This is a genomic window from Candidatus Nitrosopumilus sp. (assembly GCF_029882185.1).
Classification (GTDB): Archaea; Thermoproteota; Nitrososphaeria; order Nitrososphaerales; family Nitrosopumilaceae; genus Nitrosopumilus.
The window spans coordinates 1-25,831 of sequence record NZ_JAOULD010000013.1 but is presented as its reverse complement, the minus strand read 5'-3'; the positions used below and the strand labels follow the sequence as shown (position 1 = coordinate 25,831).

The following is a 25,831-nucleotide window of genomic DNA, read 5'->3' as shown; positions in this document are numbered from 1 at the left end:
CTCTTATATTGTTAGTATGAGAAACCACATTATGAAATCAGCTAGGATCACCGGCCCTAATGAGCCGCTTGCATTATCTGAAACCGAAAATCCTAAACCTCAAGGCCCTCAAGTTCTAGTCAAAGTATCCTCTGTAGGTGTATGTCATAGTGATTTGCACTTGTGGGAAGGGGGATACGATCTAGGTGATGGTCAATTTATGAAAGTCACTGATAGGGGCGTAAAATATCCTGTAACTCCCGGACATGAAATTGTTGGCACTGTTGAACAAATAGGTGACGGTGTTTCTAATGTTTCAATTGGGGATGCTGTTCTCGTTTATCCTTGGATTGGATGTGGAGAATGTCCTGCATGTAACGTTGGAAATGAGAATCTATGTGATGCTCCAAGATCTATGGGTGTTTTCCAAGATGGTGGTTATTCTGATTATGTTTTAATTCCTAATTCTAAATATTTAGCAAAACTTGACGGTGTTGATCCTGACGCAGCTACTTCGATTGCTTGCTCTGGACTTACTGCATACACTGCAATCAAAAAGGCGAACCAAAATTCACCAGAGTTTTTGGTGATTGTTGGGGCTGGTGGACTTGGATTAATGGGAGTTCAAATTGCTAGTGCCATTACCGATGCTAAGATTATTTGTGTTGATTTGGATGATGCAAAATTAGAAACTGCAAAAAATATGGGTGCTCATTTCACTGTCAACTCTAAAGATCCTGAAACTGTCAAAAAGATTCTCTCAATATGTAATGATAAGGGCGCTGACAGTGTAGTTGATTTTGTCAATGCTCCTCCAACAGTAAAAACTAGTTTAGCTGTTTTAAGAAAAAGAGGAAATCTTGTATTGGTAGGACTTTTTGGAGGCTCTTTAGAAATTTCGCTAGTTACCATTCCAATGAAATCCATAATCATTCAAGGTGCATATACTGGAAATTACAATGACATGGTGGATCTTCTTGATCTTGCACGAAAAGGTACAATCAATCCTGTGATTTCTAAACGATATTCTTTATCTGAGGCAAATAATGCTCTTGAGGATCTTAAAGCACGAAAAATTCTTGGACGTGCAGTAATCAATCCCTGATTCTATATATGTCGCTCTAAAATTTTATAATAGAAAAAAATTCAGTGATCCTGTTGAATACTAAAACAAGTTGTGAAGTTACACTAACCCATCTTAAAAATAAACAATTTATTACATCTCACACCTTACTTTTAGAACAATCTGAATCATTAAAAAAATCTGGATTACTAAAATCTGCTTTATTGTATATGTTGGCAGGTGAATGTAAAACTCGTCAAGGAAAAACATCTAAAAATAAAATTAAAGAATCTGGTGAATTATTTCTAAAAACAAAGAAACCTATAATGCTTCTTGATATAGGATTGCCTGATCTTGAAGGTGATGTTGTTGGTACAAAATTACTCAAAGAAAAAATTGATTTGTAAATCATTGTTATCACAGCTGATGAAAAAATACTGCATGTATTCACAATATTTTGAGTACTGAAGTTTCTGTATTTATCTAAAAACCATTCACGATTGATGAAGTGAAAAAATCAATTGCTGTTGCAGAGTCTGAATATTCTATATTACAATAAAAACAAGGACATGTTTAAAATATTCACATCTTTAATGTCTATTTCATTTATCCTGTAATCTATTAATTCATCTGAAAATTTTCTACCCTTTTTTGAGTTATGTTTGATTTTTCAGAGTTTACTTGTAACAAAACAAATATTTCAATTCTCCTTCCATGTCTGATACTAGAAGATATTTATCTAATTTTGTGATGAATTCTTTGAGACTCTTTCACCGATTCTAGTGATTCTGAATGTTTTATCTTCATCAACACTGCTTGATATTCATTTATCCCTGATACATCTGTTAGAACATCTTTGTATCCTTTGATGATTCCATTTTCCTCTAGTCTTTCTATCCTTTTTCTGATTGTTCTATTTGACACATCATGCCCTGATTTTTTTAATTCTGCTGCAATTTCTTTTGAGGGTGTTCTTGCATTGTCGTTTAGAATTTCTATGATTTTTTGATCTACTTTATATAGGTTGGATCCTACATCCTCCCTCATGATTATACAAAATCTTAATGCCTTTTGTATTTTTGGTTAAATTTACTTTATTTCCTTTATTGTACTATGTTATTTTTCTAAAATCCATCCTGAATCCATCACTTCTTGATCTTCAATCTCGCCAATGTTTGTGGCGTACCTCCAAATTACTGGAAATTCGGGAATCATTTTTTCTTTAATTTTTAAAAGAGATTCTATTTCTGAATTTAGATTGGCATGTGCATTTCCATGCTCTTTGCAGAATTTACATTTTTGATCCAGTGTTATTGGCTCTGATTCAATCAAAGGGTATGCTGTACATGCTAATGGTCTTTTGTTGTAAATTTTACATGGATATCCACCATGCGGTGATTTTTTTCCACTGGTTGTATCTAAAAACGGACATGTATTACCATTTTTTTCAGAACCCATTAATTGATATGCCAAAACTTTACTTGGGCTAGAATCATTTCTTTCAGAAATTCCCACTCTTGGCAAAATTTTGATTTCTAATTTGTTTTTGATTGCAAGTTGTTCAATTCTATCTTTTTCCTCTGGAAGAATCAACACTCCTATTTTGCCAAATTTTTTACTTGGATAGTACTCTCTTTCAATACAGCATTGAGCACAATCTTCTATACAATGAAATTCCACATTTAATTTCTATATCTTGACTAAAAATCTCTTATGCATGGTTTTGTTGGTTTTCTTCCTGAAAACCCTATCAGTTATATGCTCATCATGATGATAAACATCATGGGTAAGCGCCAAGTAAAAAATGAAAGTGCATTAAAGGAAATTAGATTGCCTGAAGAAGGAGAACTCTTTGGGCGTGTATTGAAAATGCTTGGAGGAGAAAATGTCATGATCAAATGTGATGATGGTATTACTAGACGTGGAAGAATTCGTGGTAAACTAAAGAGAAGAGTTTGGATCAGAGATAACGATATTGTAATTATTGCTCCTTGGGATTTCAAAGATGCTGAACGTGGTGATATTGTTTGGAGATTTACTTTGCCTCAAGTTGAATGGCTTAAAGAAAATAATCACATTCCAAAGGATTTCTAGTCTTCAGTTTAATTTCATTTTGATATCTTAGTTAATATAGTGAGTTAGTTGTTTTAGAATCAAATGGAACAAGGCACCGTAAAGTGGTTTAACCGTACTAAAGGCTTTGGTTTTATTGAAAGAGAAGGTGGAGACGATCTGTTTGTTCACAAATCAGATGTTGACGGATTCATCAACGAAGGCGATAAAGTCGAGTTTGTAGTAGGCGAAGGTCAAAAAGGACCAGCAGCACAACAAGTCAAAAAAACAGCATAGGCAACAAGTTTTTTATTTTAAGATTTCATCTTTGTTTTCTTAAACCAGTCTATCTTTTTCTTATTTTTAAAACACTAAATTTGTAGATTTGTGAGCATTTCATTATTTTTATAATTTCCAGTATTTTTCCAAATTTTTTCAACGCTTGAATGAGACATGGCTCGCCGCCGTCTGACCCTCTGAAAAAAGAGCAACTCCCGATGACATCCTAGAGGAGATTAACCGATTATTTGCAAAGGGGAATAGGCCATATCAGCTAAGATCTACAGAGATCGTACAATCAATTAGAGTCTACAGACATACGGTATACAATTACATCAAAAAACTCTCAAAATGAGGTGATGTAGTTAGACTCCCTTCGGATCATTTCTCTTTTCCAGACTGCGAGTTTAGAGAATTCAACAAACATCACGAGATAACCTCTGACCCAATGATTTCTGAATGGATGGATGATTTGCTTATAAGAAAACAGGATGTTCTATTTGCAGAGATTGTCAAGTCATATGGAAATACTTTGTAGATGTTGCAGACAATTTCCAGAGAACGGACTCTTTCTCCATATTTTGATTGGAAGATGGTTGTAATAGTTATTCTTAGATACTAAATTCCTTCTCAAATATGATAAAAATTCAATATTTTAATAATGAAAAGTGTACTAATTATCTAATGGAAAAAAAGTGTCTATTTTGTGGTAAAGTATTTGAGAATAGAGTAAGTGATTATTGTAGTCTAGAGTGTGCAGAATGCCATCTTAATCCTACGCAACTTGCTCAAATACAAATTAAATTACTTCACACAAACTCATCTGCTCTAAATTAATTTCAGATGAATTTCTGTTTAGTATCTAGAAGTTATTTTTAATTGAATTATAAAACAACGAGATACGTGGAAAACACGTTTGATTCAAGGACGTATTTCCTAACATGATGTGTTTTCCAGACTTATCATCCTACTACGCAGAACAACAGTTTCTCGTCATAACTATTAAGTCAAAATCATATTTAAGATTGATCTTAATTCCCACCTAGTGGCAAGAATATTTAGGATCAGATATTTTCTGAATGTATTCATGTATTTTTTCTGGTTTTGGACCATCCGCAAAAACACTTCATAATTTAGATTCATGAAAATTGATTCTATTTTTTTGTTAATCATCAAAAAGTGTAATAAATTTGATTTTTTGCTAATCTTTTCTTTTTTTTATGTCTGATTTAGGGGGATTCAGTGACCAAAAAAACATTGCAAATCCAACTGGAATCATAATTAACACTGCAGCAACCACGGAAATCATGTAAAAGCTAGGATCTAGTCCTGGAATGAATGGGCCTGGAAACACAGCATACAGCCACAACAATACTACAAAAATCAAAAGAGATTTGTTTTTCTTGATTATTTGTCTTGGACTTAATTTTCGTTTTTGAATGTAGCAGTTCTTACAACGTGTTCTATCATCAGTCATACAATTTGTGCAACAACTTTTTTCACAAAAGTAGCATATTCTATCCCCAAAATATGATCCACAATAATCACATTTGTACACTATCCTGAATTCTTTTCTTTGAATTTATTTATTTTCAGAAAATATCAATTTTTATTAATTGGATTTTTCAATATAATGCTATGGTTGTTTGTTGTATTTGTAAAGCAGTACCCGGCACACTAAAAATTTCTGATGGAAATCCAAAATACAAAGGAAAGCCTATCTGTAAAGAGTGCCATGGATATCGTAAATTACTCAAAGAAACAAAATAATTATCCTGAACTTTTGGTCTTGTTTTTTACAGCCCATTCTTCATACATTTTGATTATTTCATCTACATCTTTACCTTCTTCAGAATAAGTCACAATTACTCCAAATGTTCCTTTTTTGTCGTGACCTCTTGCAAAGTATCCCCAAAATGAATCAGGCAATTTTGCAAAACTGCTTGAATCGTGAGACACTCCGATGAGATTGTTTCCAATGACTTCTACGACTTTTTTTGCATCGATTTGTTCAATCATGAATTTTATTGAATAATAATGAACTTAAGCGTATTGGAAATTATATCATTTATCTTGAGTTCAAATAATCAATATGATTTAGAAAATAAAAAATATGTAAACAATACCACAAAGAACAGATAAAATGACATGTAATTGTGAAAATCATTTAGAACAGTATACTTGTTCAGGTGATGGTTGTAAAGTATGTGTATTGGGAGAGGAGAATTTTATTGAAAATCCATTATTTCCTAAAGAACGCTATTGCCTTGATTGTGCAAAGAAAAAAGCAGGATTTACTGACCAAGAATTGTGGCAATTAATGTTGGCAAACCAAAAAAATGATTTTGGCTGTGGGGATAAATGTTAGATTCATTTCCACAATTCATGTTGTTGAAATTTAAAAATCCTCTGGATTTGTTTGATATTGTTATTTTGAGATGTTTATGGACTCAATCTATCCGGATCTCTTGGGTATAACACAACTTCTCGAACATTGTCTATTCCGATAATTGTGGTCATTAATCTGTCTAAACCCATTCCCCATCCTGAATGTGGTGGCATTCCCCAATCGAATGTTTTAAGATGGTCTGCAAATTGTGTTGGGTCTAAACCTTGCTCTTTCAATCTCTCTTTCAACATCTCGGGATTGTGAAGTCTTGTTCCTCCTGATGATAATTCTAAAAATCCGTACTGTAAATCAAATGAACGCGAAAGTGTTGCATCTTCATCTTTTTCTCTGATGTAAAATGGTTTTAATTTCATTGGCCAGTCTGTCAAAAAGTAAAATCCTGGATGGTTTCTTCCTATGATTCTAAGATGAGAGTCAAGCAAATCATCACCAAATTCTACTTTTTCACCTTTTTTTTTCAATTCTTCAATACACTGAGAATATGTAATTCGCTCAAATGGTGATGATGGAACTTTAATTTCATGCTCAATTGCCTCTTGTTCTGTTTTACATTTTTCTGAAACATCTTTGTAAACTGCAAGTACAAGTGATTCTAAAACATTCATGACATCTTCATAGTCCATAAACGCAGCTTCAATGTCAATACTAGTAAATTCTGTCAAATGTCTTCCTGTGTGGGAATTTTCTGCTCTATAGAAATTTGAAATCTCAAACACTCTTTCTAATCCAATTGTCATTTGTTCTTTGTATAATTGTGGGCTTTGAGCAAGATATGCTGTTTTTCCAAAGTAATCTAATGAAAATAAATCTGCTCCTCCCTCACTAGCACTTCCTATTATTTTTGGTGTTGTAATCTCTATGAATTTTTTTCCTACCAGAGTTTTTCGTAATGATTGTAAAACATGATGACGTAATTTGAAAATTGACGCTGTCTTCTGATTTCTCATATCTAATGCGCGATGATTTAATCTTGTATCGATATTACTTTCTATTCTTCCTATTGGATCTACTGGCAATGGATGAATAGCTTTTCCTAAAACTTCAATCTCTTCTGCCTTTATCTCAAATGCAAAATCTCGGGCTTTGGTTTCTTGTACAATTCCTTTGATACTTACAACACTTTGACGATTAATTTCCCCTAGATTGTCATTTAGCTCCCCTTTGACAATAATTTGTGAAATCCCTGATACATCACGTAGTGTAATAAATGACATTTTTCCCAATTTCCTTAAATCCTCAATCCATCCTCCCAAAACAACTTGTTTGCCGATCAAATCTTGGTTTAATTCTGAAATATCGTGAGTTTTTACAAAAACCATTTCTATCTTTTATCCTCGAATTCTATCTCAATGTCAAGGTTTCGGGCATTCTTGACTATGTGAACGACTTTTTCAGTATCTATTGGAAATTTAGGAGTCCATTTGCCTGAAACTACTGCCTTTGTTTTTTGAACTCCTCCTGGCGCCCATACTTCATTTATTGATAAAATTTTAGTTGGAAAGAACAAATCTTCTATAAATCGCTTGTCTGTCTCATCTGCCTCCACAAGCCAAATTTTCCCTTTGAATTGCTCCTGTAATATTCGATATAATGTACGACTTTGTCTGATGATCATGATGTCATTTTTTGCTAATGATAATACAAAATTCCCATCAAATTCTTTGCATGAATATAATGTAAAATTTTCAATTTCTTTATTTGATTTTGCAATATTTGCAAGATTCATTGATGCATCTACATCTGCTTTGGTTAATTTTCCTGATTCTACCTTGTTTTCACACTGAGGACAAAGAATTGCGTTTTTTGCATCAAAGCCACAAATTGGTAATTTCATTCGAATCGACTTTTTCATTCCGATAATGTTGTTTATATCCCTTAGTGCAAAATAAAAATTCAGGATTGGATCTAAGAATATTATGACACTTCTAAAAGTCGATGGATTATCATCTACATATTCATCATCAAAAGGACCAGTTTATGCTGTAGATGATGTTGATTTTGAGTTAAATTCCGGAGAATCAATTGGAATTGCTGGTGAAAGTGCATGTGGAAAAAGTACATTAGGCTTGTCCTTAATTCGAATGCTTTCAGATAGTACTAGTGGAAAAATTATCTTTGATGACAATTCTATTTTGGAGATGGATGAATCTAAATTTAATGATGAAATAAGATGGAAGAAAATTTCTATGGTATTTCAAGGTGCTATGAATTCCTTGGATCCTGTATTTACAATAAATGAACAATTCATGGAAATCCTCAAACAGCACAAATTTGATGGTGATTCAAAGAAAATTATTTTGGAGGCAATGAATTCCGTTTCTCTTGAAGAGCATGTTTTAAAAAAATATCCTCACGAATTAAGCGGTGGAATGAAACAAAGAGTGGTTATTGCAATGGCTTTGCTTTTAAAACCAAAATTTGTAATTGCCGATGAACCTACTACTGCATTAGATGTTTTAATCCAAGCTCAGATAATCAATTTGTTAAAATCTCTAAAAAAAGATGGCATGTCTTTAATGCTAATTACGCACGATTTGGCAGTTTTATCTGAAATTGCTGATAAAATTGGTATTATGTACGGAGGACAAATGGTTGAATTTGGATCTTCAGAACAAATTTACAAAAACCCAAAACACCCTTACACTCAAGGTCTTTTGGAATCTATTCCCACATTAAGCGACAACACTCCAAAATACATTAAAGGGATCCCTCCAAGTTTGCTTGACCTTCCAACACAGTGCAGATTTCTGGAAAGATGCCCACTATCTATTGAAAAATGCAAAGAACTCCCACCTAAATTTAAAACTAAAACTGGCTATGTTAGATGTTGGTTATATGAAGAAGTAACATAACTTATTTTAGATATTCTTCATCAATTTTTTTTAAATATGTCTCTTGTAATTCTGTAATTTCTCTTGCGGTGGTATTTCTAGAAATCATTTTAGCATATTCTACCAGATCTTGATTTTCATGAGTTTTTCCAAACTCTTCGATTTTTTTATGTGCTTCTTGTTCAAATTTCATAATAGTCCTTAATTCTTTACTGATTTCTTTTGCATTCATTTTTTCATAATTCTTTGAATTTGTTTTTTTAAAATTTGTTTCATTGATTAATTTTTGAATCTCGTCTGATTCTTCCATGCTTTTAGTTAGACTTACTCAAATATGTTAATTTTGTATTTTCTTTTTATGCTCAAGTATGTGTTTTAATCCGTCTGTCATGCTTAATGAATCCAAATCAATTTCACAATAAGGACATTTCAATTTATTTTGAGAATTTTTTCACAATTGGTAAACATGAATCAATGATTCTTAGCATTTCAGATCTAATCACTTTTTTATCAATTGAAATCCATACTCTTGATTTTTTAATTGCAAAGGAAATGGTTTGAACTTTCTTCCTTTCTTCCCAAACAAATTCAATTTCTCCCAAGTTTTTATCAAAGAATCCTTCCAAATCTGTCTTAATGGCAATATGTGAGAATTGATACTGTGTGTCTTTTTCATTTAAAAGTGGAAGTAAATCTGGTCTTCTTTTGTATGCTAATAACTCTCCACTTTCTCCAATTACGCCTACAAATCGAATGTATGGACTTATTCCTGCTATTGTATCACAGATTTTTTCAAAATCTTTCTTTGACATTTGATAATGTTCTGAACAGATGATATTTTAATGAATTGTATGACTCTCTTCTAGATTTAATTAAATAAAGCCTGAAAATAGTCTGATTTGTGGATTTTGTTGACTTGTTCTCTTTTGCACCTGATGTCGGTTACTCACTTTTAGCTCTAGTCAATTTCTTTGGTTCTTTGATCCCTTTTGTGCCTCTGCCTGGATTTTTACTTCTTGCAACAATGTCTGTTGGCAATCAATATGATCTGCATATCTTGGCATTAGTGTCTGCAATTACCGCGACTGTTGCAAAGCAAATAATTTTCTATGTCAGTTACGGTGGACGAAAAATAATCAATGAAAAAACTCGAAAGAGAATGCGCCCCTTTGAAAGATTGATCAAAAGATATGGTGCAGGCGCAGCATTTTTTGCTGCTGCAACTCCAATCCCTGATGATCTAGTCTACGTGCCTCTTGGATTAGCCAAATACAGTCCTAGGAGATTCTTTATTGCAACATTAACTGGAAAAATTGTTCTAAGTTACGCTATTGTGTTTATCTCACATAATTTGGGGTTATCTTTGGTAGAACCATTCCTTGAAAATGTTGATGATGCAACACCTGTTTACATTGGCATAATTGTTTTTGGTATCATGATGACGTCTGTGATAATATTACTTTTAAGATTAGATTGGGCAAAAATTCTTGGAAAGTTTGCTCCTTGGACTTTGGATGAAAACAACAAAGACTAGGTTTTCATTTTAAAGTTCCATAGATTGTCAACTGCTTTGCTAATTCCAATTCTTGGTGAGGTGGTGATCTCCTTTGGTACTGTTCCTTCGGTAATGTATAACTTTGATTTTTTTGTCAAATCTGCACCATAATCTTCTTTAGTTATTGCAAGAGCTTGTGCTAGCTTTCCTGGACCATTTGTAAGATTTTTTAAATTTGCATTTTTTCTATTTTTTTGCATAATGTTCACCCCTTTTTCAGGTTCAATTGCACGAATAAGCACTGCTCCTGCCTTTGTTTTTGGTGCTCTGGCTACCACATTGAAACAAAAATACATTCCATATGTAAAATACACATATGCGATTCCAACCTCTCCAAACATCACTTTGTTCCTGTTTGTAATTTTTGTGAATGCATGACTTGCAGGATCATCTTTATGTCTATATGCTTCAGTTTCTATAATTATTCCTGAAATTTCATTACTTCCAATTTTTCTGATAATTTTTTTTCCTAAAAGATTCTTTGCTACAGAAACTGTGTCTTTTGAATAAAATTCTCTAGGTAGTATAGTCAATGTCTATCTGAATTTCTTTGTTATTTTTTAACTCTGTGATTAAATCAAATAATTTTAAAATATCTTTATTTAACACTTTGATTAATTCTTGATTGTAAATTGTAGCTGCTGGATGAACAGTTAAAAAATACAATTGATTGTCTTTTAGAACAATTTTTCCTCTGAATTTTGTAATCTCTGATCCTCCTAAGAGTGAATTAAATGCTGTATTCCCCAAAATACAAATGATTTTGGGCTTTATGATGGAGATTTCTTGTTTCAAATAATCTTGACATGTTTCTCTTTCTGTTGAAGTTGGAATTCTGTTTTTTGGAGGTCTGCATTTTACAATGTTTGTAATGTATACATCTTCTCTTGAAACCCCTGCAGATTCTAGTGCTGCTGATAATTTTTTTCCTGCAACTCCTATGAATGGCTCTCCGTTTTTATCTTCATTTTTTCCAGGTGCTTCACCTACAAAAATTACACTTGACTTAAAATTCCCTTTACCTGGAACTGAATTTGTTCTAGTTTTACATAGATCGCATTTTATACATTCAATCACATTTTGTTTGATAGATTGTAATTTTTGGTTCATTTTTAATTGACACTCTTTACTGTTGCAGTTCCTCTAATTGTTGGACCTCCATTACCCATTATCATTGATTGCATTGGATCTCCTTTCCCACAATTAGTAATTGGCCTGATTGTAAAATCATTACCACATGCATCAATTGATTCAAAAAATTCTGGCGCTGTACCCATAACTATGACGTCTCTTAACATGTCTGTGATTTCACCATTCTCGATTTTTTGTGCATACTGGCATGATATGCTCCAATTGTATCGCTTCATGTCGATTGAAGGAATTTTCATATTTGAAATCAAATATCCGTGATTGACTCCTTTGATCATTTCATTTACGTCCCAATCCCCGTTATCTATGCATGTACATGCCATGCGAATCAGAGGCATGAATCGATAATTTGTAGCTCTCATATTACCTGTCGGGTTGGAATTGAATATTTTTGATGTTTCTCTATTTTGCATATGGTTTTTTAAAATTCCTTTTTCCACTAGGGTCGTTCTTTTAGTTTCCACCCCTTCGTCATCAAAATAGTACCATCCCAAACTTTCTTTGATAGTTGGGTCCTCAAAGACATTCAGGTTTTCTGATGCTATTCTGTCTCCCAGTTTGTTTTTCCACCATGTTCCTCCTGCCCATGCCATCTCTTTTCCCAAAACTCTGTCTGCTTCTGATGGGTGTCCAAGTATTTCATGTGTGAGTAATGAAACAAAATCTGGATTCATTACTAGAGTTGCTTTTTCTTCTTTTACTAGTTGTGCATTTATCAATTGCGCCGCTTTTATTGAAATCTCTTTTGCACTGCATTGGATTTTGTTTTTGCTAGTTATTTGTTCTATACCTCCTCTTCCTCCTTCTGTTATGTTAATTGACTGTGTAATTCCTGATTCACGAGCTACTGCAACCATCTCTACTATCGTATCTGTAAAATTTTGTTCAATTTCTGCTCCTTCTGTGTTTACAAAATATTTTGAATTGATTGTGTATTGTGGATTAACAATAGACTTGATAATCTTTGTGGTATCTAAAATAATTTTACTACTTTCTAGTCCTAAATTAATTATGTTTTCTAGTGTAGGCTTTTTTAAAACTGGATAATCAATTTTTGTTTTATTTGAAATATTCGGATAAAGATCAATATTGTTTTTTGCACTATTGTATGTATCTTTGACTGATTTTTCTATCTTTTCTTTGATTTGTTCAAACGACTCTGGGTTAGTAATTGAAAAAAATCTCCAAGTTCCATCTTTGATAATTCTTATTCCTATTCCTCTATCATCATTTGTTCTAACGTATTCTATTTCATTATTTTCTATTAACACTGATTTCTGTTCTTGTTGCTCTGCCCTGGCGTCGCAATATTGAATTCCTAATTTTTCTGAATATTTGACTGCCTTGTCTGCAAAATCTTGTAATCTTGAATTCATATTATCTAAAATTCGATGTGGTTCGTAAATCTTCTGCTACTTAATGACTTGAAATTGCAGGCATGGTGAAATAGTATTCGTCTTCAAAATCATAGTCTGTAGTGCCTTTTTTACGTAAAAATTCAAAATATTTGGTACAATTATCATAAAACTCTTTGTTTTTAGCCTTGATTTCTTCCATGCTTTGATTCTCAAAATATCCATTTTGTTAAGAGTGTGAGTGATTTTAGTTCTGAAAGTATGTTTTCTTTAAGTAGATTGTGGTGGTGTTTGATTTCCAATAGATGCCTCTTTTGGAATTGAGAATGTGTCTCTTTGATTAGGAATACTTCGCCCATATTTTTTCATAATATTTTTCCACAATCTCTTTACAAATGACATGATCAAAAAATTATCCAGGAATGTTTGACTAATGGTGCGTCATCTTATATTTCAAAACCTTCTGATTTCATACTTATCTTAAAAGCAATTGCCGATGTTTTAGCAAAGTAATTTAGGGCATTATAATAATTCTAACTGATAAGATCTTGCCAAAAATTGTATTTGATACTAGTGTAATAATTAATGGTCAATTAATTGCACAAATTGAATCTGGAAGTATTAGAAATTCTGAAATTTTAATACCTCAATCTGTTTTTGATGAACTTCAATCCCAAGCATCAAAAAATAAAGAACAAGGGTTCATTGGATTAGAAAGAATTCACAAACTCAAATCTTTATCTGGAAGTCATGGATTAAGTGTTGTTGTTAGTGGTTCTCATCCTTCCTCTGATGACATAAAACTTGCCAGTAGTGGCAGGATTGATTCCTTGATTGTAGATATGGCCAAACAGAATGATGCTGTATTGTACACATCTGACAATGTCCAACATTTAGTTGCCCGTGCAGAAGGTGTTGAAACGGTATTTTTAAAACCAGAAGTTAAAAATGAATCTTTGGAATTTTTAAAATTTTTTGATTTCGACACTATGAGTATTCATCTTAAAGAAAATCAGTACCCATTGGGGAAAAAAGGCAAGCCTGGAGAATTTGTGTTGACGAAGATAAATGATGAGATTCTTTCAAAAGACTATTTGGAAATGATTTCCTCTCAGATTTTGGATGTAGTTAATGTACATGATTCTAGTACGTTGGAGATTTCTAAAAATGGTGCCTCGGTAGTCCAACATGGCGATTATAGAATTGCAATAACATATCCTCCTTTCTCAGAATCTTTTGAGATTACAATCGTTCATCCTATTGTAAAATTATCTCTTGATGATTATACTATTTCTGAAAAATTAATGAAACGATTCTCTGATAGTGCAGAAGGTATTGTGATTTCAGGTGCTCCTGGGTCTGGAAAAAGTACACTTGCTTCTGGCCTTGCAAATTTTTATCATAACAAAGGAAAAATTGTAAAAACATTTGAATCTCCACGTGATTTGCAAGTTGATCCTGGGATTACTCAATATAGTAAACTTGATGGAAGTTTTGATAACTCTGCAGACATTTTACTACTTGTAAGACCTGACTATACAATTTTTGATGAAGTAAGAAGAAAAGAAGACTTTAGAACTTTTGCTGATTTAAGATTGACTGGAGTTGGCATGGTGGGTGTAATTCATGCAAATTCTCCATTAGATGCAATTCAACGTTTTATTGGAAAAATCGAACTTGGAATTATCCCAAATGTTTTGGATACTGTAGTTTTTGTAAAAGACGGTGGAATTCAAAAAGTATATGATTTGAAATTAAAGGTCAAAGTCCCAACTGGAATGACTGAATCTGATTTAGCAAGACCTGTAATTGAAATTAGGAATTTTGAAGATAATGTTTTGGAACATGAAATTTACACATTTGGTGAAGAAAATGTCATTGTTCCTGTAGGAAAAAAGGTAGATAAAGTTGGAATTGAAAAACTAGCTGAAGATAAAATCAAAGAAACATTCAAACGATATGATCCACGTGTGGAAGTTGAAATTTTATCTGATAATAGAGTCAAAGTCATGGTTGATGAACAATATATTCCTGCAATAATTGGTAGAGGTGGCTCAAACATTAATGAAATTGAAAAATTGCTTCGAGTCCATATTGACGTAGTTCAAAAATCATCTGATGAGATCTCGTTAATTTCTAATGATTTACCCTTTAACTTTTCAGAATCAAAAACTGCATTACTGTTGACTGTCAATAGAAATTTCAGTTCAATGCATGCTGATATTTACACAAATGAGAAATTTATTGCATCTGTAAGAATTGGGAAAAAAGGACAAATCAAAATACCAAAACGTTCTGATGTTGCACGCGCTTTAATGGATTTTACAAGATCACAAAACGATATCAAAATTTACCTTAAAGATTTTTAAAATTTTCAATGATCTTTGGATTTGCTTTCAAAAATGTGATGAATTTTCTTAACTGTTTGATTGTCTTGGGATTTAGGTGATGCTCAAGTCCTTCGGTATCCTGATTTGCTGTATCATATCCTACTCCTAAAATTTCAAAAAATTCCAACAATATGCCGTGTTTTTGCCTTATTCCTTCTGCAATCTCTATTCCTTTTTCTGTTAGATTAATCCCATGATATTTTTCATATTCTAGAAATCCATTCTCATCTAATCTCTGAAGCATTTTGGTAACACTTGGCGCACTGACATGCATGTATCTTGAAATATCTAATGTTGTGGCATATCCTTTCAATTCAACTAATTCTGAAATTATTTCCAAATAATCTTCCATTCTTGTACTAGAACGTGTTCTTTCTGACTGGTGTGCTGCTTTGATTGAATCCAACCTTTTGGAATTTTTAGATTTCATGTGGTCTTTGTATCTAAATAAAATCTAGTATAATTGAGTGTCTTTTTGAGTAGAATTTAGTTACTCTTTGTTGACTTGAGTGTGACCGTAGTTGATCTTTGTTTCTTAACTATTTTTTTCTAAATCAAGGTTGGAATGGTTGACCCCTTAAAGGAACGTCTAGATAAATTAAAAAAATTCTCAGATTCTGCAAAACGAAGAGCAAATTTGTATGCAGAGGTGACTAATATGGATGACAAGCATACTGCTCGTTCATTAGGTTCTCTTCAAAAAGCTCCTGCCCCTGGTAAAAAATTACAGAAAATTGGATTTTTGATGTTATGGATACCTGAACCCACTGGAGTTACTTGTGCTATTGGAGGACCGATGATTATTGCAGGACGGTATCTTGACAAAAAATACAATGGCGCTACTATTCATGACATTGGGCATCAGACGAAAAATACAATGTCTTCGATTAGTGATTTTAAGAATTCAGTAATATAATATTAGAAGATGATATTGTAGTATTTGATTCTAATTTATTTAATTTTGTTTCTTTAAATCTTGGTCTCTTAATTCAAAGCAAAATAATTATCAGTAGGAAGAATTGAAAGTTGTTATGAATCTGTTGGTTTGTTTAATAAAACAGGATCAGACTTCGATGTCTATGCCTGAATGCGATAATATTGACACCGATGGGAAGATGATGAGAAGATATGACTGAATTTTCACTCTCAAAACTAGATGACAAAGGAGTTTTCACTATAGTAAAAGTTGAAAATGTTGAGAAAAAAGTTGGAAAAGAAACCATAATTCAGGTCAATATTGAAACTGAAGAAGAGTTTGATGGGGTAAAAAATTTCTATACTTCACGAAAAATGATTGTTGCAAAATTTTTTGATAATGGTAAACCTACAACATTAACTCAAGATATTCAAAAAGGGAAAAAACATCGTGTAAAAATTATTACTCAAAGATTTGGAAATGGAAAAGAAGATTATGATATTGCAGTCTTGATTCTGATTAATCTAACATATGTTCAAAATAGGAAATAAAAATACTGTTAAAATAATTCCCGTCATTAACCAACAAATTTTCTATCCTGAACGTACATGAAAATTAGTACAACATCTGCATTGCACTCTTTTTCAATTCTGTTTCCACAAATACCGCATTCACAATGCATACTCATGATCTCATTACACGTTTTACCGATATAACTGATCTGTGCTATAAAATAATTTGGTAGAAATTTCTAAAATTTGTATTGTCAGTTTCGTACGGTGACCTGATTTCCTGTTGTGTGATTCACTCCTATTACTGCACCTGGATGTGATGTGATTATCATCAAAGTTTCACAAGATAGACATAAAGTTGATGGAACATAGTCTGCATATTTCTCAGATGGTCCGGTTGTAGCTAAAACTGCATCATCTTTAAGGTCTGTTTTTTGGCAACTAATACAACAAGCTGGTTTTTGTGCTGTGTGCTTAATTTTACTAATAAAATAATGGACCAACACAAAATCTATACCGTTAGAGTTCTTAAATTGTCTGATATAGTGAGAATCTTCCAGTATTACTATTGACGTTTGAATGATGGTGAAATATTACATACTCTAACATATTTTAAAAGGATTAGAATAGACTGTCTATGACTACACGTGCTCAGGCATTAATTCCAATAACCATAGCTGCTGTGATAATTGGAGTCATTGGAATGCTTACTCTTCCTAGTGATAGTAAATTAGAATCTGTTGAATTTCCAAGAGGTACTATATTGATAGGTGATATTGCACTTGAAGTACAAATTGCAGACTCTGAACCAAGACGTGTTCGTGGATTGATGTTCCAAGATCAACTGCCTTATGATCAAGGAATGATATTTGTATTTGATGAACCCGGACTGTATTCTCTTTGGATGTTAAACATGCAATTCCCTTTAGATATGATTTGGTTTGATCATAATGGAAACATTGTACATATTGAAAAAAATGTTCCTCCTTGTAAAACTGCATTAGAAATAACTGCATGTCAAAGCGTCGTCCCTGATAATGAAGCATTATATGTTCTTGAAGTAACCTCTGGATTTATTGATCAAAATAATATTACCAAAGATTCCAAGTTGACAATAATTTCAATTTAATGTTGCAAAACCTTATCTTTGAATAAAAAATTTACAAACTATGAACAAGTTAATCATAATTCCTATTTTTATCGTGTCTGTAGTTGTAATTATATCTTCATTGCTTGTATATGACACACCCCCTGAACCAAAACCCATCTATGATTCTGGGTTTACATATTATGATATTGAAAAAATTCAAGATTCTTTGACAAAACAAAATATTTTTGTATCTGCACCTGCCCCCATCACCGATCATACCATTGGTCAGTACTGTACATTTTTTGAAAATGGGCTTCCACACACTGTTGAATATTGCACCACTACTGCGGTATTGGATTCTGAAGGGATTCCTCTTGGCAATATCAACCTTGGAGGTGACATACAATCACCCATTATGGCAGTAGCTAATATTGAAACCAAAACCTTGAATTCTAATCCTGATGAAATTTCTGCAATATTTGAGACTATGATTAAAAATCTTGTTTGTGATTGCTGGGAAGAAAAATCTGCAGATTATCCGTCAATTACTGCATGGTTGGAATCTGCTCAGAAGTTTTATTCTGATTCTGATGGACGAAACATCAAATCAAAAATTGATAATTTGAATGGCTATGAAATAATCTTGGAAATAACTTCTAAGGAAAATTCTGTTTTACAGACATTGGTCGTCTTAAAGTAGTTTAATTATATGATGCAATTCTCTGATTGATATTATCATGATTGATCAACTGTGGTTAATTCCTTTGGGATTTGCTGCTGGAGTTTTAGGTTCCATGATTGGTCTTGGTGGTGGGATAATTGTTGTTCCTGTTTTGACATTTCTAGGATTTCCTCCAACTGTTGCTGCAAGCAACAGTCTATTTGCTGCATTAAGTAATTCAATTGCATCTACAATTTCCTATTCAAAACAAAGACGGATAGAATATTCTTTAGGTCTTAAACTTGGATTGTTGTCCATTCCTGGAACTATTTTGGGTGCATTGTTTTCTACTAATGTCGCCCCCGATGTTTTTAAAATATTGTTTGGATTTGTATTGATTGCATCTGCTACATACATATTTTTGAGAAAAAAAATTGAAAGCAAAGAGAAAAAAACATCTAAACAATTAATGATTTTTGCTATTGGTGCAAGCTTTTTTGCAGGAATTATTTCTTCATTTTTTGGCATAGGTGGTGGGATAATCTTTGTTCCTTTAATGGTGGCAGGTATGGGAATGGCTATGAAAAAAGCTGCTCCTACATCTCAAATGATTCTCTTGTTTGCATCTCTCTCTGGTGTTGTTGTACACAGCTTGTTAGGTCATCCTGACTTTCTTCAATCTGGGTTACTTGCGTTTGGTTCTTTTATTGGAGGTTTGGTTGGAGCAAGACTATCACTTGATATCAAGGAACGTTATCTTCAAATTCTTGTTTCACTTGTAATTCTAATTGCATCTGCAAAATTATTCTTTGACTCTTTATCTGGAATTCCCTTCTAATTGTGACTACGTGGAGATAGAATGCAGATGGAATGGCCGACAATTGTGTTTCTTTGAATTTTATCTTGGTGGATCTTTTTTGATTCTATAAATATTTTTCTTTGAAATCAAAACAGTTTCATCATTCTGATTTGTTCCTTCATAATCAACAAAAATTTTACCATACTCCTTATCAATGTCTTCTTTTTCAGATACTGTAAATTTTAATTTTAATACTTCATCTGTGTATAGTGGTTTAAGAAACCGTGTACTCCTATTTTCCCATTCAGGATCTCCATTTGTTCCGATTAAAATAATATCATTCCCATAAATCTGACTTAATCTTGTAAATTCTCCTTCCATTCTTGACAGTGCTGCTCTTCCAGAAACTAGATGTTGTTCCCCTTTTCGTTTTTCTTCCAAAAATGCATTTTTTACTCTTGAAAATTTTAGATACTCTTCTAACTCTTTATCTGAAATACTACATGTAGAATAAAATGAATCACCTGCTCTGAATTCAGAAAATTTTTTCATTCTTATCTTGATTCATCAACACAAAAGATAATTTCTGCTGATGATAATGCATTATCTGATACTAGGAAATTAAATGCATCCACAATTTTTTGATTGTTTGGTTCTGAGCCGTCCACTGTTCCTGGGAAAATTGTAAACATTCTGATTTTTGATTTTAGAACATCACTTAGTTCTTGATTGACCGTAGTTGTGAATGGTCTTAGTGCTCCTCTGAAAACTTCTACTTGTGCTCTTTGTGTTCCTGTAACTTTCTTACCTATGGGTAAATCTGGACCAATTATCATGATTGCTCCTTTTGCATCTTTGTAAAGACGAGGATCTTTACTTCCTCCTGGGACAAATTGCTCTAATGCTCTTTGTGCAACAGTTGCTGGTGTCGAAATGAATTTCTCAGTTAATGATTCCCATTCTGCCCTTGACACTTCTGTTAATTTTGGTATGTTTGGAAGGTTTCCAGTAACATGAATTACACCTAAAATATCTCCTATGTTGGTTTTTGCGGTGTTTAGCCATCTGGCAACTTCTTCTGGGTTTTTCAAATCTACTATGTGGGAATGGAATTTACTACTGATGTATTCTTGGAGTTCTGATGATGTTGTTTGTGAAATGAAACAAGCTACTTTTCCTCCATTCTTCTCTACATGTTGTGCCAAAAATTCTACTCGTTCTGCATCTGTCTTGTCCGTCGCATCAATTGTAAAAACAACTGCTTTTCCTGTAAAGTCTGGTTGATGAACTCCTGGTGTTGCAGTACCAATATGTGGTTTAACTGGATAAAATACTCTATCTCCTGGAATTACTTTACCGTTAATTATTTTTGCAATTTCATCATCACATAAATTGAGAACAGTTTCTGCCACTTGTCCTTGTGATAGAAATTCTTTATTTGCAATCATATGTGATGTATTATTTTGAACTTTCTCTGCAATGATTTGTATTTTATTTAATAAATTAGTAAATGTCTCTGTAAGTTTTGAAACATCTTTGCCATTTGCAAGTTTTACAACAGCTGCGGCAATTCCTTCTTTAATGATCTTTTCATCTTCACCTAATAACGGAAGTAATTCTTTATTTGCTTCATCTACTTCAGTTGGAATTAGGTCTTCAAATCCACTTACTCTCATAAACTCTGCTGCTGCTTTTGGATATACTGTTTTGTAAATTCTATCTGAATGAACTGGTCCTGGATTTGTTGCGATTGAAATGATTCCTTTATCTGTTAATTCCCAAGACATCAACTCTGCTAATCTATTTTTTGCACCTTGTGATGCCGTATATGGACTTCTAAATCTATATGGTCTTTGTTCTAATGGTTTTTCTTCTGTGAAAAATGTAGAGATAGTAATAATTTTGCCCCCTGTTTTCATGACTTTTAATGCTTGTACAGAACCCCAGAATGTTCCTGTAAGATGAATGCCTATCGTACTTTTGAATTCTTCTAGTGAAGCATTTGAAAAACATGTGACAGGACCTGAAACTCCTGCATTATTAATTATGTAATCTATTGTTGTATTTTCATTTTTTAATGTATCAAACATACTATTCATTGCTGCTTCATCTGCAACATCTACTCCTGCAAAAATTCTAACTGAAGCATTGCTGTTTTGGGGAATTTTTTCCTCTAGTTCTTTTGCTGCTTCTTCTAGTGGTTCTTTTCTTCTTCCAAGAATAATTACGCTGGCCCCCTCCTCAATGAATTTTGTGGCAATGGCTTTACCTATTCCAGTGCCGCTTCCCGTAACTAGAGCAATTTTATTTTGAAATTTTAACATTGGATAACATACCAAAACTTCTGTGATATTTAATTTGATTGATCTCTGTAGTTTTTCTTGATATCTTTATTTGTGGGTATGATTGATGATAAATAATGCATGATACAGAGTCAGACACATTTGTCTATCAATCATGGCCTGAAAAATTTGCTGATATGTTAAAAGAGATCGGAGTTGATTCTGAATCCAAAGAAATTGGAACTGATGAAGTTGAAAAAGATGATTACTATAGTAGATATTTTGCTCAAACACCTAGAATGATAACCAATCGTGGATGTATTGATATCAAGAATTCAAATATTGATGTTGTACAAATAATTCAAAAGGGATAGTCATGCAAGATCTAAATCCACTACCATGGGGCGCTTTAGATAGATTTCAAGCTCAATTCATTGTAAAAAAAGAAACTGGCCGTAATTATAATAATTATGTTGCAAAAACTAAACTTACCACAAAAGGTCACTTTGCCTCAAAATCTGTGGCAAAGGTTGAATGGGTTGGCTCTGGTAGTCTGGCATCAAAACTAAATGCTGATATGGAACTAAATGAAATGATAGCAAAACAATCTGTTAAAGATGCCACTATCTATGTTGAACCTACTGTAAAAGCAGTTAGAATTAGAAGTAAATGGGACAATCATATTGCTTTTGGAATTACAAAAGAACTTTTTGAAATTTATGATAAAATAGCAGGCCACATCAAGTCTGTCTAAGCTTTCCACCAGTCTAACGCTAAGAAATCTACTTTATCTTTGCCTTTTGGAATTGCCAGAATGAATTGTTTTTTTACTGATGATGCCAATCTTCCTGCCAAAACAATCCCTGTAGAAGTAATTGATTCGTTTCGTGTATACACTTGAATTAAAAATGGCGCATGATCAATTCCTGGCCCTTTCTCATAAACTGCAAAATCACATCCAAATTTGATTCCCGGATTTATGATGTACCCTTTGTCTCTGAAATTTTTGTATACTAGATATTTTTTATCAAATTCATGAACTTCGCTTTTACAAATTTCAACTAGTTGTTCTGTTGAAATTTTTTGTTTTGATTTTGTAATTGTGATTTTTTTATTTTCCAATAGATACAGTCCTTCTATAAGATCTAAAATTAGCGGTGCATCTATTTCTTCAATTTTTGGTTTTGGAATTCCAATTGGTTTTCCATAATATCCTTGGCTGAAAAGTTTTCGTGAATTTTCAATATCCCATACTATGATTCTATTTTCAATTAATTCACATTTCATTATTATTGGATGTAATTCTCTGTATATGAATTCTCTAATAAGATGAGGTATTTTTAGAAACTAAAATAAAGTAAAAGTGTGAGAATTTGGTTGATTATAGGCTTAATGCTAATAGAATAAAAGAATCTGACACTCTTTGACATTTGTCTGACATTTCTTCAATTCCTTCTATTACATCTTTGATCAATAACAGTTCTTTTGTGTTTGTTACTTCATTGAGAAGTTTAATTGTGGCTGCTCTGTATTTGATATCTATTTCTCTTTCAATTGTTTGAGTTTCTTGAGCTAACTCGATTGCATTAGCAGTGTTAGTATTAAGACTACGAATGATTTCATTTAGTTTGTAAACTTCATCTACAACCAATTCGATCAATTTTGTAATGTCTTGGTCCAGCTTTGCACTTTTCAGGGTAGTGATTTTCACATTTGATAGTTTGAATGAAATGCCTGTGATGTAACCTGCAATTTCATCCATAGTATATGCTGTATTTAGAAGATTTTCTCTGTTCATGATCAATCCTCCAACATCTGCAACTTCACGTGTGATTTTCCTTCTCAAGTTCTCCACTTCTTCTTCAATTGTTGAAATTTGTTCTAGTGTGTTTTTGATTCCAGATTTGTCTTTTTTCATCATCAATTCAGGAAGTGTTGCAAGCTCTCTGGATGCATTTAGAATTCTGTTGATTTCGTCTTGTAAAACTGCTATAGCCTTTCTTTTTGCTTGAACTTCAAGCTCTCCGCTATACATAACATAAATGAAAAAACTACGAGGTAATTTAAATCCTCTATGGTTTTTAATATTTTTTGAGCACGGATTACATCAAACTTTTATCATGTGCTACTTTTTTCTGCCCTTTGTATAATGTGATGACTTCTTCATTAGTCGATGCATCTTCAACTGCTTTTTCAACTCTGATCTTTCCTGTAAATTTTGGAAATCTCAAAGCTAGACCTGAGCCTTTTCGAATTGTATTGAATGCTGCTTTGTGAATTGGACTAAGTGTAATTTCTGATGCAACAACCTCGATAACCAACTCTGGTTCAAACCATACGTCTGCTTCCATTTCACTAATGATCCGAGGATTTTTTTTAATTGAAACATTTGGATGTAATATTTGATACAGTTGATCTAGAGATTCATCCGAAAATCCTGTTCCGACTTTACAAATGCTTGGAAATGTGTCTTCATCTTCATCATAAGTTGCTAAAAGCAACGTTCCATAATTTCCTGTTCTTCTACCTTTACCAAAAAATCCTCCTATTACTACAAGATCTAAACTGTCTCCTAATTCGTTTCTGTATTCTCGTTTTAGTTTTAACCAGTGACTCCCTCTAGATCCTGCTTGATATGGTTTGTCTAGCATCTTTAACATCAACCCTTCACTACCTGCATTGATGCTGTTTTCCATGAAGTCTTCTATTTCATTCTGGTTTTTCACTATCTTCATTGGGATATATTTTGCAAATTCGTCTTCTTTGACATGTTTTTCAAGCTTTTCTCTTCTTTCTTTGTAACTTAATTCTACACAACTTTTCCCATTACAATATAAAATATCAAAAAAGTTTACTGTGATTGGATACTCTGTTACAGCTTTTTCTATTTTGTATTTTCTTCGTCTGTGCATTAGTTCTTGGAATGGTAGAAATTCTCCTGTGTTCTCATTGATTGCTACTGCTTCTGCTTCCAAAATAATGTTGTCTGCTTGAATGTTCTTGGGAATTTTTTCTATTATGTCTGGATAATACCTTTCAATTCTTTCTAGACTTCTAGAAAATAATTCTACTCTGTCTCCTTCAATATGTAGTTGAACTCTTTCCCCATCTAGCTTGTATTCTGCTGCAAACTCATCCCCCATTTTTTCAATTGCTTCTTCTTCACTTCTAACTCTGTCAGCTAGCATTGGTCTAATTGGGTTGAATAAAATAATTTCAAATTTTTCAATTCCTTCTAGTCCTTTTGTTGCAATTGTTTCTGCAACTTTGCCTAAATCACTTGAAACATTGTATGCATGTTGTAGTTTTTTCCTGTTCTCTTTATTGCCTGAAAATGCTACTGCTAAAGCATCCATTACTGTGTTTTCTGCAATTCCTAGTCTAAGTGTTCCCAGCAAAATTTTTAAAATGAAACTTGCTTCTAGAGGTGTTGCATCGTTTAACAAACTAGAAATGTATTTCATTTTCATGTCTTGAGATCTAGAACCTCCCAACTTTGCAATTTTGAATAGTGTTTCGTAAACCCTTTCTACTGTAATGTCTTCTACAAGAAATGTAGTTTGAGTTTTTTGTTCTAAAATTATTGAAGATGCATGCCCCAAGTCTCCTCCCTTTCTATACTCGTCTTCAATTTTTTTTATTGGAATGCCTGATGATTTTGAAATGGCCCTTATTGCAAGTTTTTCTGCAACACCTAATTCTATTCCTTCAAAGTCTGGTCTTAACTTCCCCTGAATCAGATATACTATTTTTGAAATTATTTCGTGAGGTGTTTTTTTAAATAATTCTACTAGGATTTGTGTTAATTCCAATCTTTTTGTCGTAGATTCCATCTTGTTAAACGATTCAGATAGAACTGCAAACTCCATTTCCTTTCTCTATGTAATCTTGAATAAAAGTCTGAATTAGATGTATCTGAAGATTGTTGGTTTGTCTGACTTTGGAAGATCTGAAACTAGTGCAAAGTTGTAAAATGGGTATGATTCTTTGTATTGCTTCATAAAACTCCATGCTACATCATGTGTTGTAAATTCTGTTCTAATACCTTCTATGGTACTCTTTTTTCCAAACACATCAAATGGGATTATTACATATTTCTTTGGACGATTATGTGGTTTTGCCTTTAAGAGCCATGCTAGTGCAAAAATAAACACTGCTCCCAAAATTACATATTCTCCAGCAATTTTAAAAAATGTTAAAATGATTCCTGGAATTGTCTGTCCAAATAATACTGCCACAAAATTTGAAAAAGATATGACTGCTAGTGCTGTAAAAATATACGTCTTCCAATCAAAAATCTTTTGAAAAGCATTCATGATTATGTCTTTACTATGTAGTTTTTTGATTTAACTATTTCTTATGATTCGCAATATTTGAAATCACTAATCCGGATCTTCATAGTTTTCTTTCTTTTCCCCAGATGAGGTTTCTTCCATTGGTTTCATTTTACTTTCAAGAACATCCATTCTTGCTCTATACCCTTCAGCATATTCTAATTCTGATGGCAC

Annotated in this window: 38 protein-coding genes; 17 read left to right on the top strand and 21 right to left on the bottom strand. The window is 32.8% G+C overall.

Translation table 11 applies throughout. The annotated features are described in order from the left end of the window. Positions 1–31: 31 nt before the first annotated feature. Entirely contained in the window at positions 32–1,084 is a 1,053-nt protein-coding gene (locus OEW78_RS05415; protein ID WP_300325234.1) for an alcohol dehydrogenase, read from the top strand. 53 nt (positions 1,085–1,137) lie between these two features. Then, positions 1,138–1,449, top strand: coding sequence for a hypothetical protein (locus OEW78_RS05410; protein WP_300325231.1), 312 nt, complete (start codon positions 1,138–1,140; stop codon positions 1,447–1,449). Between the two features lie 328 nt (positions 1,450–1,777). Here the strand turns inward: OEW78_RS05410 and OEW78_RS05405 are convergent, their stop codons facing one another. Next, the gene (locus tag OEW78_RS05405) at positions 1,778–2,089 is read right to left on the bottom strand and encodes an AsnC family transcriptional regulator (RefSeq protein ID WP_300325228.1); all 312 of its coding nucleotides are present in this window, start codon (positions 2,087–2,089) and stop codon (positions 1,778–1,780) included. A gap of 69 nt (positions 2,090–2,158) precedes the next feature. Further along, positions 2,159–2,722, bottom strand: coding sequence for a YkgJ family cysteine cluster protein (locus OEW78_RS05400; protein WP_300325225.1), 564 nt, complete (start codon positions 2,720–2,722; stop codon positions 2,159–2,161). A 102-nt stretch (positions 2,723–2,824) separates the two neighbouring features. Between OEW78_RS05400 and OEW78_RS05395 the strand changes: the two genes are divergently transcribed. The 3 genes from OEW78_RS05395 (at position 2,825) to OEW78_RS05385 (ending at position 4,210) form a co-directional block, all read left to right on the top strand. Continuing rightward, positions 2,825–3,136 carry a translation initiation factor eIF-1A gene (locus OEW78_RS05395; protein WP_300325301.1) on the top strand — a complete coding sequence of 104 codons (312 nt, stop codon included), beginning with the start codon at positions 2,825–2,827 and terminating at the stop codon, positions 3,134–3,136. 63 nt (positions 3,137–3,199) lie between these two features. Continuing rightward, positions 3,200–3,391 carry a cold-shock protein gene (locus OEW78_RS05390; protein ID WP_014964711.1) on the top strand — a complete coding sequence of 64 codons (192 nt, stop codon included), beginning with the start codon at positions 3,200–3,202 and terminating at the stop codon, positions 3,389–3,391. 666 nt (positions 3,392–4,057) lie between these two features. Then, a complete protein-coding gene (locus OEW78_RS05385; RefSeq protein ID WP_300325221.1) occupies positions 4,058–4,210 on the top strand; it encodes a hypothetical protein in 153 nt (50 codons plus the stop codon). 364 nt (positions 4,211–4,574) lie between these two features. Here OEW78_RS05385 and OEW78_RS05380 read toward each other — a convergent pair whose 3' ends face one another. Then, positions 4,575–4,850 (bottom strand): hypothetical protein, encoded by a 276-nt coding sequence (locus OEW78_RS05380; protein WP_300325218.1) that lies wholly within the window; start codon positions 4,848–4,850, stop codon positions 4,575–4,577. 161 nt (positions 4,851–5,011) lie between these two features. On the opposite strand from OEW78_RS05380, the gene OEW78_RS05375 reads away from it, so the two are divergent. Further along, positions 5,012–5,143: a hypothetical protein gene (locus OEW78_RS05375; RefSeq protein WP_300325215.1), complete on the top strand. Its 132-nt coding sequence runs from the start codon at positions 5,012–5,014 to the stop codon at positions 5,141–5,143. Here OEW78_RS05375 and OEW78_RS05370 read toward each other — a convergent pair whose 3' ends face one another. Then, a complete protein-coding gene (locus OEW78_RS05370) occupies positions 5,144–5,392 on the bottom strand; it encodes a hypothetical protein (protein WP_300325211.1) in 249 nt (82 codons plus the stop codon). It lies immediately after the preceding gene. A gap of 124 nt (positions 5,393–5,516) precedes the next feature. On the opposite strand from OEW78_RS05370, the gene OEW78_RS05365 reads away from it, so the two are divergent. Next, the gene (locus OEW78_RS05365; protein ID WP_300325209.1) at positions 5,517–5,741 is read left to right on the top strand and encodes a hypothetical protein; all 225 of its coding nucleotides are present in this window, start codon (positions 5,517–5,519) and stop codon (positions 5,739–5,741) included. Positions 5,742–5,815: 74 nt separating this feature from the next. On the opposite strand, the gene aspS is transcribed toward OEW78_RS05365, so the two are convergent. Then, positions 5,816–7,102, bottom strand: a complete 1,287-nt coding sequence (aspS, locus tag OEW78_RS05360) for an aspartate--tRNA(Asn) ligase (protein ID WP_300325206.1) — start codon at positions 7,100–7,102, stop codon at positions 5,816–5,818. A gap of 2 nt (positions 7,103–7,104) precedes the next feature. Next, complete coding sequence (locus OEW78_RS05355; protein ID WP_300325203.1) at positions 7,105–7,617, bottom strand: transcription elongation factor NusA; 513 nt, start codon at positions 7,615–7,617, stop codon at positions 7,105–7,107. 82 nt (positions 7,618–7,699) lie between these two features. Between OEW78_RS05355 and OEW78_RS05350 the strand changes: the two genes are divergently transcribed. After that, on the top strand, positions 7,700–8,635 hold the full coding sequence (locus OEW78_RS05350) for an ABC transporter ATP-binding protein (protein WP_300325200.1): 936 nt from the start codon (positions 7,700–7,702) through the stop codon (positions 8,633–8,635). A 1-nt stretch (position 8,636) separates the two neighbouring features. On the opposite strand, the gene OEW78_RS05345 is transcribed toward OEW78_RS05350, so the two are convergent. Continuing rightward, a complete protein-coding gene (locus tag OEW78_RS05345; RefSeq protein WP_300325197.1) occupies positions 8,637–8,924 on the bottom strand; it encodes a hypothetical protein in 288 nt (95 codons plus the stop codon). A 124-nt stretch (positions 8,925–9,048) separates the two neighbouring features. After that, positions 9,049–9,426, bottom strand: a complete 378-nt coding sequence (locus OEW78_RS05340) for a hypothetical protein (protein ID WP_300325194.1) — start codon at positions 9,424–9,426, stop codon at positions 9,049–9,051. Positions 9,427–9,515: 89 nt separating this feature from the next. On the opposite strand from OEW78_RS05340, the gene OEW78_RS05335 reads away from it, so the two are divergent. Continuing rightward, a complete protein-coding gene (locus OEW78_RS05335) occupies positions 9,516–10,148 on the top strand; it encodes a VTT domain-containing protein (protein ID WP_300325191.1) in 633 nt (210 codons plus the stop codon). On the opposite strand, the gene OEW78_RS05330 is transcribed toward OEW78_RS05335, so the two are convergent. From OEW78_RS05330 to OEW78_RS05310, 5 genes are all read right to left on the bottom strand, one after another. Then, entirely contained in the window at positions 10,145–10,702 is a 558-nt protein-coding gene (locus OEW78_RS05330) for a DNA-3-methyladenine glycosylase (RefSeq protein WP_300325188.1), read from the bottom strand. The two genes, OEW78_RS05335 and OEW78_RS05330, sit on opposite strands and share 4 nt — an antisense overlap. Continuing rightward, a complete protein-coding gene (locus OEW78_RS05325) occupies positions 10,686–11,279 on the bottom strand; it encodes a uracil-DNA glycosylase (protein ID WP_300325185.1) in 594 nt (197 codons plus the stop codon). Before OEW78_RS05325 ends, OEW78_RS05330 begins: the two co-directional genes overlap by 17 nt. A 2-nt stretch (positions 11,280–11,281) precedes the next feature. After that, positions 11,282–12,694 carry a TldD/PmbA family protein gene (locus OEW78_RS05320; RefSeq protein ID WP_300325182.1) on the bottom strand — a complete coding sequence of 471 codons (1,413 nt, stop codon included), beginning with the start codon at positions 12,692–12,694 and terminating at the stop codon, positions 11,282–11,284. A gap of 40 nt (positions 12,695–12,734) precedes the next feature. Then, the gene (locus OEW78_RS05315; protein WP_300325178.1) at positions 12,735–12,875 is read right to left on the bottom strand and encodes a hypothetical protein; all 141 of its coding nucleotides are present in this window, start codon (positions 12,873–12,875) and stop codon (positions 12,735–12,737) included. Between the two features lie 68 nt (positions 12,876–12,943). Then, positions 12,944–13,075, bottom strand: coding sequence for a hypothetical protein (locus OEW78_RS05310; protein ID WP_300325176.1), 132 nt, complete (start codon positions 13,073–13,075; stop codon positions 12,944–12,946). A 146-nt stretch (positions 13,076–13,221) separates the two neighbouring features. On the opposite strand from OEW78_RS05310, the gene OEW78_RS05305 reads away from it, so the two are divergent. Next, positions 13,222–15,042 (top strand): PINc/VapC family ATPase, encoded by a 1,821-nt coding sequence (locus OEW78_RS05305; protein WP_300325173.1) that lies wholly within the window; start codon positions 13,222–13,224, stop codon positions 15,040–15,042. On the opposite strand, the gene OEW78_RS05300 is transcribed toward OEW78_RS05305, so the two are convergent. Further along, complete coding sequence (locus OEW78_RS05300) at positions 15,029–15,493, bottom strand: iron dependent repressor, metal binding and dimerization domain protein (RefSeq protein ID WP_300325169.1); 465 nt, start codon at positions 15,491–15,493, stop codon at positions 15,029–15,031. The genes OEW78_RS05305 and OEW78_RS05300 overlap by 14 nt on opposite strands. Positions 15,494–15,628: 135 nt before the next feature. Here OEW78_RS05300 and OEW78_RS05295 point away from each other — a divergent pair, with 135 nt between their 5' ends. After that, positions 15,629–15,979 (top strand): hypothetical protein, encoded by a 351-nt coding sequence (locus OEW78_RS05295; protein WP_300325166.1) that lies wholly within the window; start codon positions 15,629–15,631, stop codon positions 15,977–15,979. Between the two features lie 212 nt (positions 15,980–16,191). Next, a complete protein-coding gene (locus OEW78_RS05290) occupies positions 16,192–16,530 on the top strand; it encodes a hypothetical protein (RefSeq protein ID WP_300325163.1) in 339 nt (112 codons plus the stop codon). A gap of 215 nt (positions 16,531–16,745) precedes the next feature. Here the strand turns inward: OEW78_RS05290 and OEW78_RS05285 are convergent, their stop codons facing one another. Beyond that, positions 16,746–16,997 carry a hypothetical protein gene (locus OEW78_RS05285; RefSeq protein ID WP_300325161.1) on the bottom strand — a complete coding sequence of 84 codons (252 nt, stop codon included), beginning with the start codon at positions 16,995–16,997 and terminating at the stop codon, positions 16,746–16,748. A gap of 131 nt (positions 16,998–17,128) precedes the next feature. Here OEW78_RS05285 and OEW78_RS05280 point away from each other — a divergent pair, with 131 nt between their 5' ends. The 3 genes from OEW78_RS05280 to OEW78_RS05270 are packed head-to-tail and all read left to right on the top strand — an operon-like array spanning position 17,129 to position 19,080. Beyond that, on the top strand, positions 17,129–17,620 hold the full coding sequence (locus tag OEW78_RS05280; protein ID WP_300325159.1) for a DUF192 domain-containing protein: 492 nt from the start codon (positions 17,129–17,131) through the stop codon (positions 17,618–17,620). 40 nt (positions 17,621–17,660) lie between these two features. Further along, entirely contained in the window at positions 17,661–18,281 is a 621-nt protein-coding gene (locus tag OEW78_RS05275; RefSeq protein WP_300325155.1) for a hypothetical protein, read from the top strand. A gap of 37 nt (positions 18,282–18,318) precedes the next feature. Beyond that, positions 18,319–19,080: a sulfite exporter TauE/SafE family protein gene (locus OEW78_RS05270; RefSeq protein ID WP_300325152.1), complete on the top strand. Its 762-nt coding sequence runs from the start codon at positions 18,319–18,321 to the stop codon at positions 19,078–19,080. Positions 19,081–19,140: 60 nt separating this feature from the next. Here the strand turns inward: OEW78_RS05270 and OEW78_RS05265 are convergent, their stop codons facing one another. After that, a complete protein-coding gene (locus tag OEW78_RS05265; protein ID WP_300325149.1) occupies positions 19,141–19,593 on the bottom strand; it encodes a hypothetical protein in 453 nt (150 codons plus the stop codon). Positions 19,594–19,595: 2 nt separating this feature from the next. Beyond that, positions 19,596–21,365, bottom strand: a complete 1,770-nt coding sequence (locus tag OEW78_RS05260; protein WP_300325146.1) for an SDR family NAD(P)-dependent oxidoreductase — start codon at positions 21,363–21,365, stop codon at positions 19,596–19,598. A gap of 95 nt (positions 21,366–21,460) precedes the next feature. On the opposite strand from OEW78_RS05260, the gene OEW78_RS05255 reads away from it, so the two are divergent. Further along, positions 21,461–21,697: a hypothetical protein gene (locus tag OEW78_RS05255; RefSeq protein ID WP_300325144.1), complete on the top strand. Its 237-nt coding sequence runs from the start codon at positions 21,461–21,463 to the stop codon at positions 21,695–21,697. Positions 21,698–21,699: 2 nt separating this feature from the next. Continuing rightward, complete coding sequence (locus tag OEW78_RS05250; RefSeq protein ID WP_300325141.1) at positions 21,700–22,077, top strand: hypothetical protein; 378 nt, start codon at positions 21,700–21,702, stop codon at positions 22,075–22,077. Here the strand turns inward: OEW78_RS05250 and endA are convergent. From endA to OEW78_RS05230, 4 genes are all read right to left on the bottom strand, one after another. Next, entirely contained in the window at positions 22,074–22,610 is a 537-nt protein-coding gene (gene endA, locus OEW78_RS05245; RefSeq protein ID WP_300325138.1) for a tRNA-intron lyase, read from the bottom strand. The genes OEW78_RS05250 and endA overlap by 4 nt on opposite strands. A 94-nt stretch (positions 22,611–22,704) precedes the next feature. Next, positions 22,705–23,358, bottom strand: a complete 654-nt coding sequence (locus OEW78_RS05240) for a DUF47 family protein (protein WP_300325135.1) — start codon at positions 23,356–23,358, stop codon at positions 22,705–22,707. Between the two features lie 67 nt (positions 23,359–23,425). Further along, positions 23,426–25,192: an ATP-dependent DNA ligase gene (locus tag OEW78_RS05235; RefSeq protein WP_300325132.1), complete on the bottom strand. Its 1,767-nt coding sequence runs from the start codon at positions 25,190–25,192 to the stop codon at positions 23,426–23,428. Between the two features lie 36 nt (positions 25,193–25,228). Continuing rightward, positions 25,229–25,639: a hypothetical protein gene (locus OEW78_RS05230; protein ID WP_300325129.1), complete on the bottom strand. Its 411-nt coding sequence runs from the start codon at positions 25,637–25,639 to the stop codon at positions 25,229–25,231. Positions 25,640–25,831 lie beyond the last annotated feature (192 nt).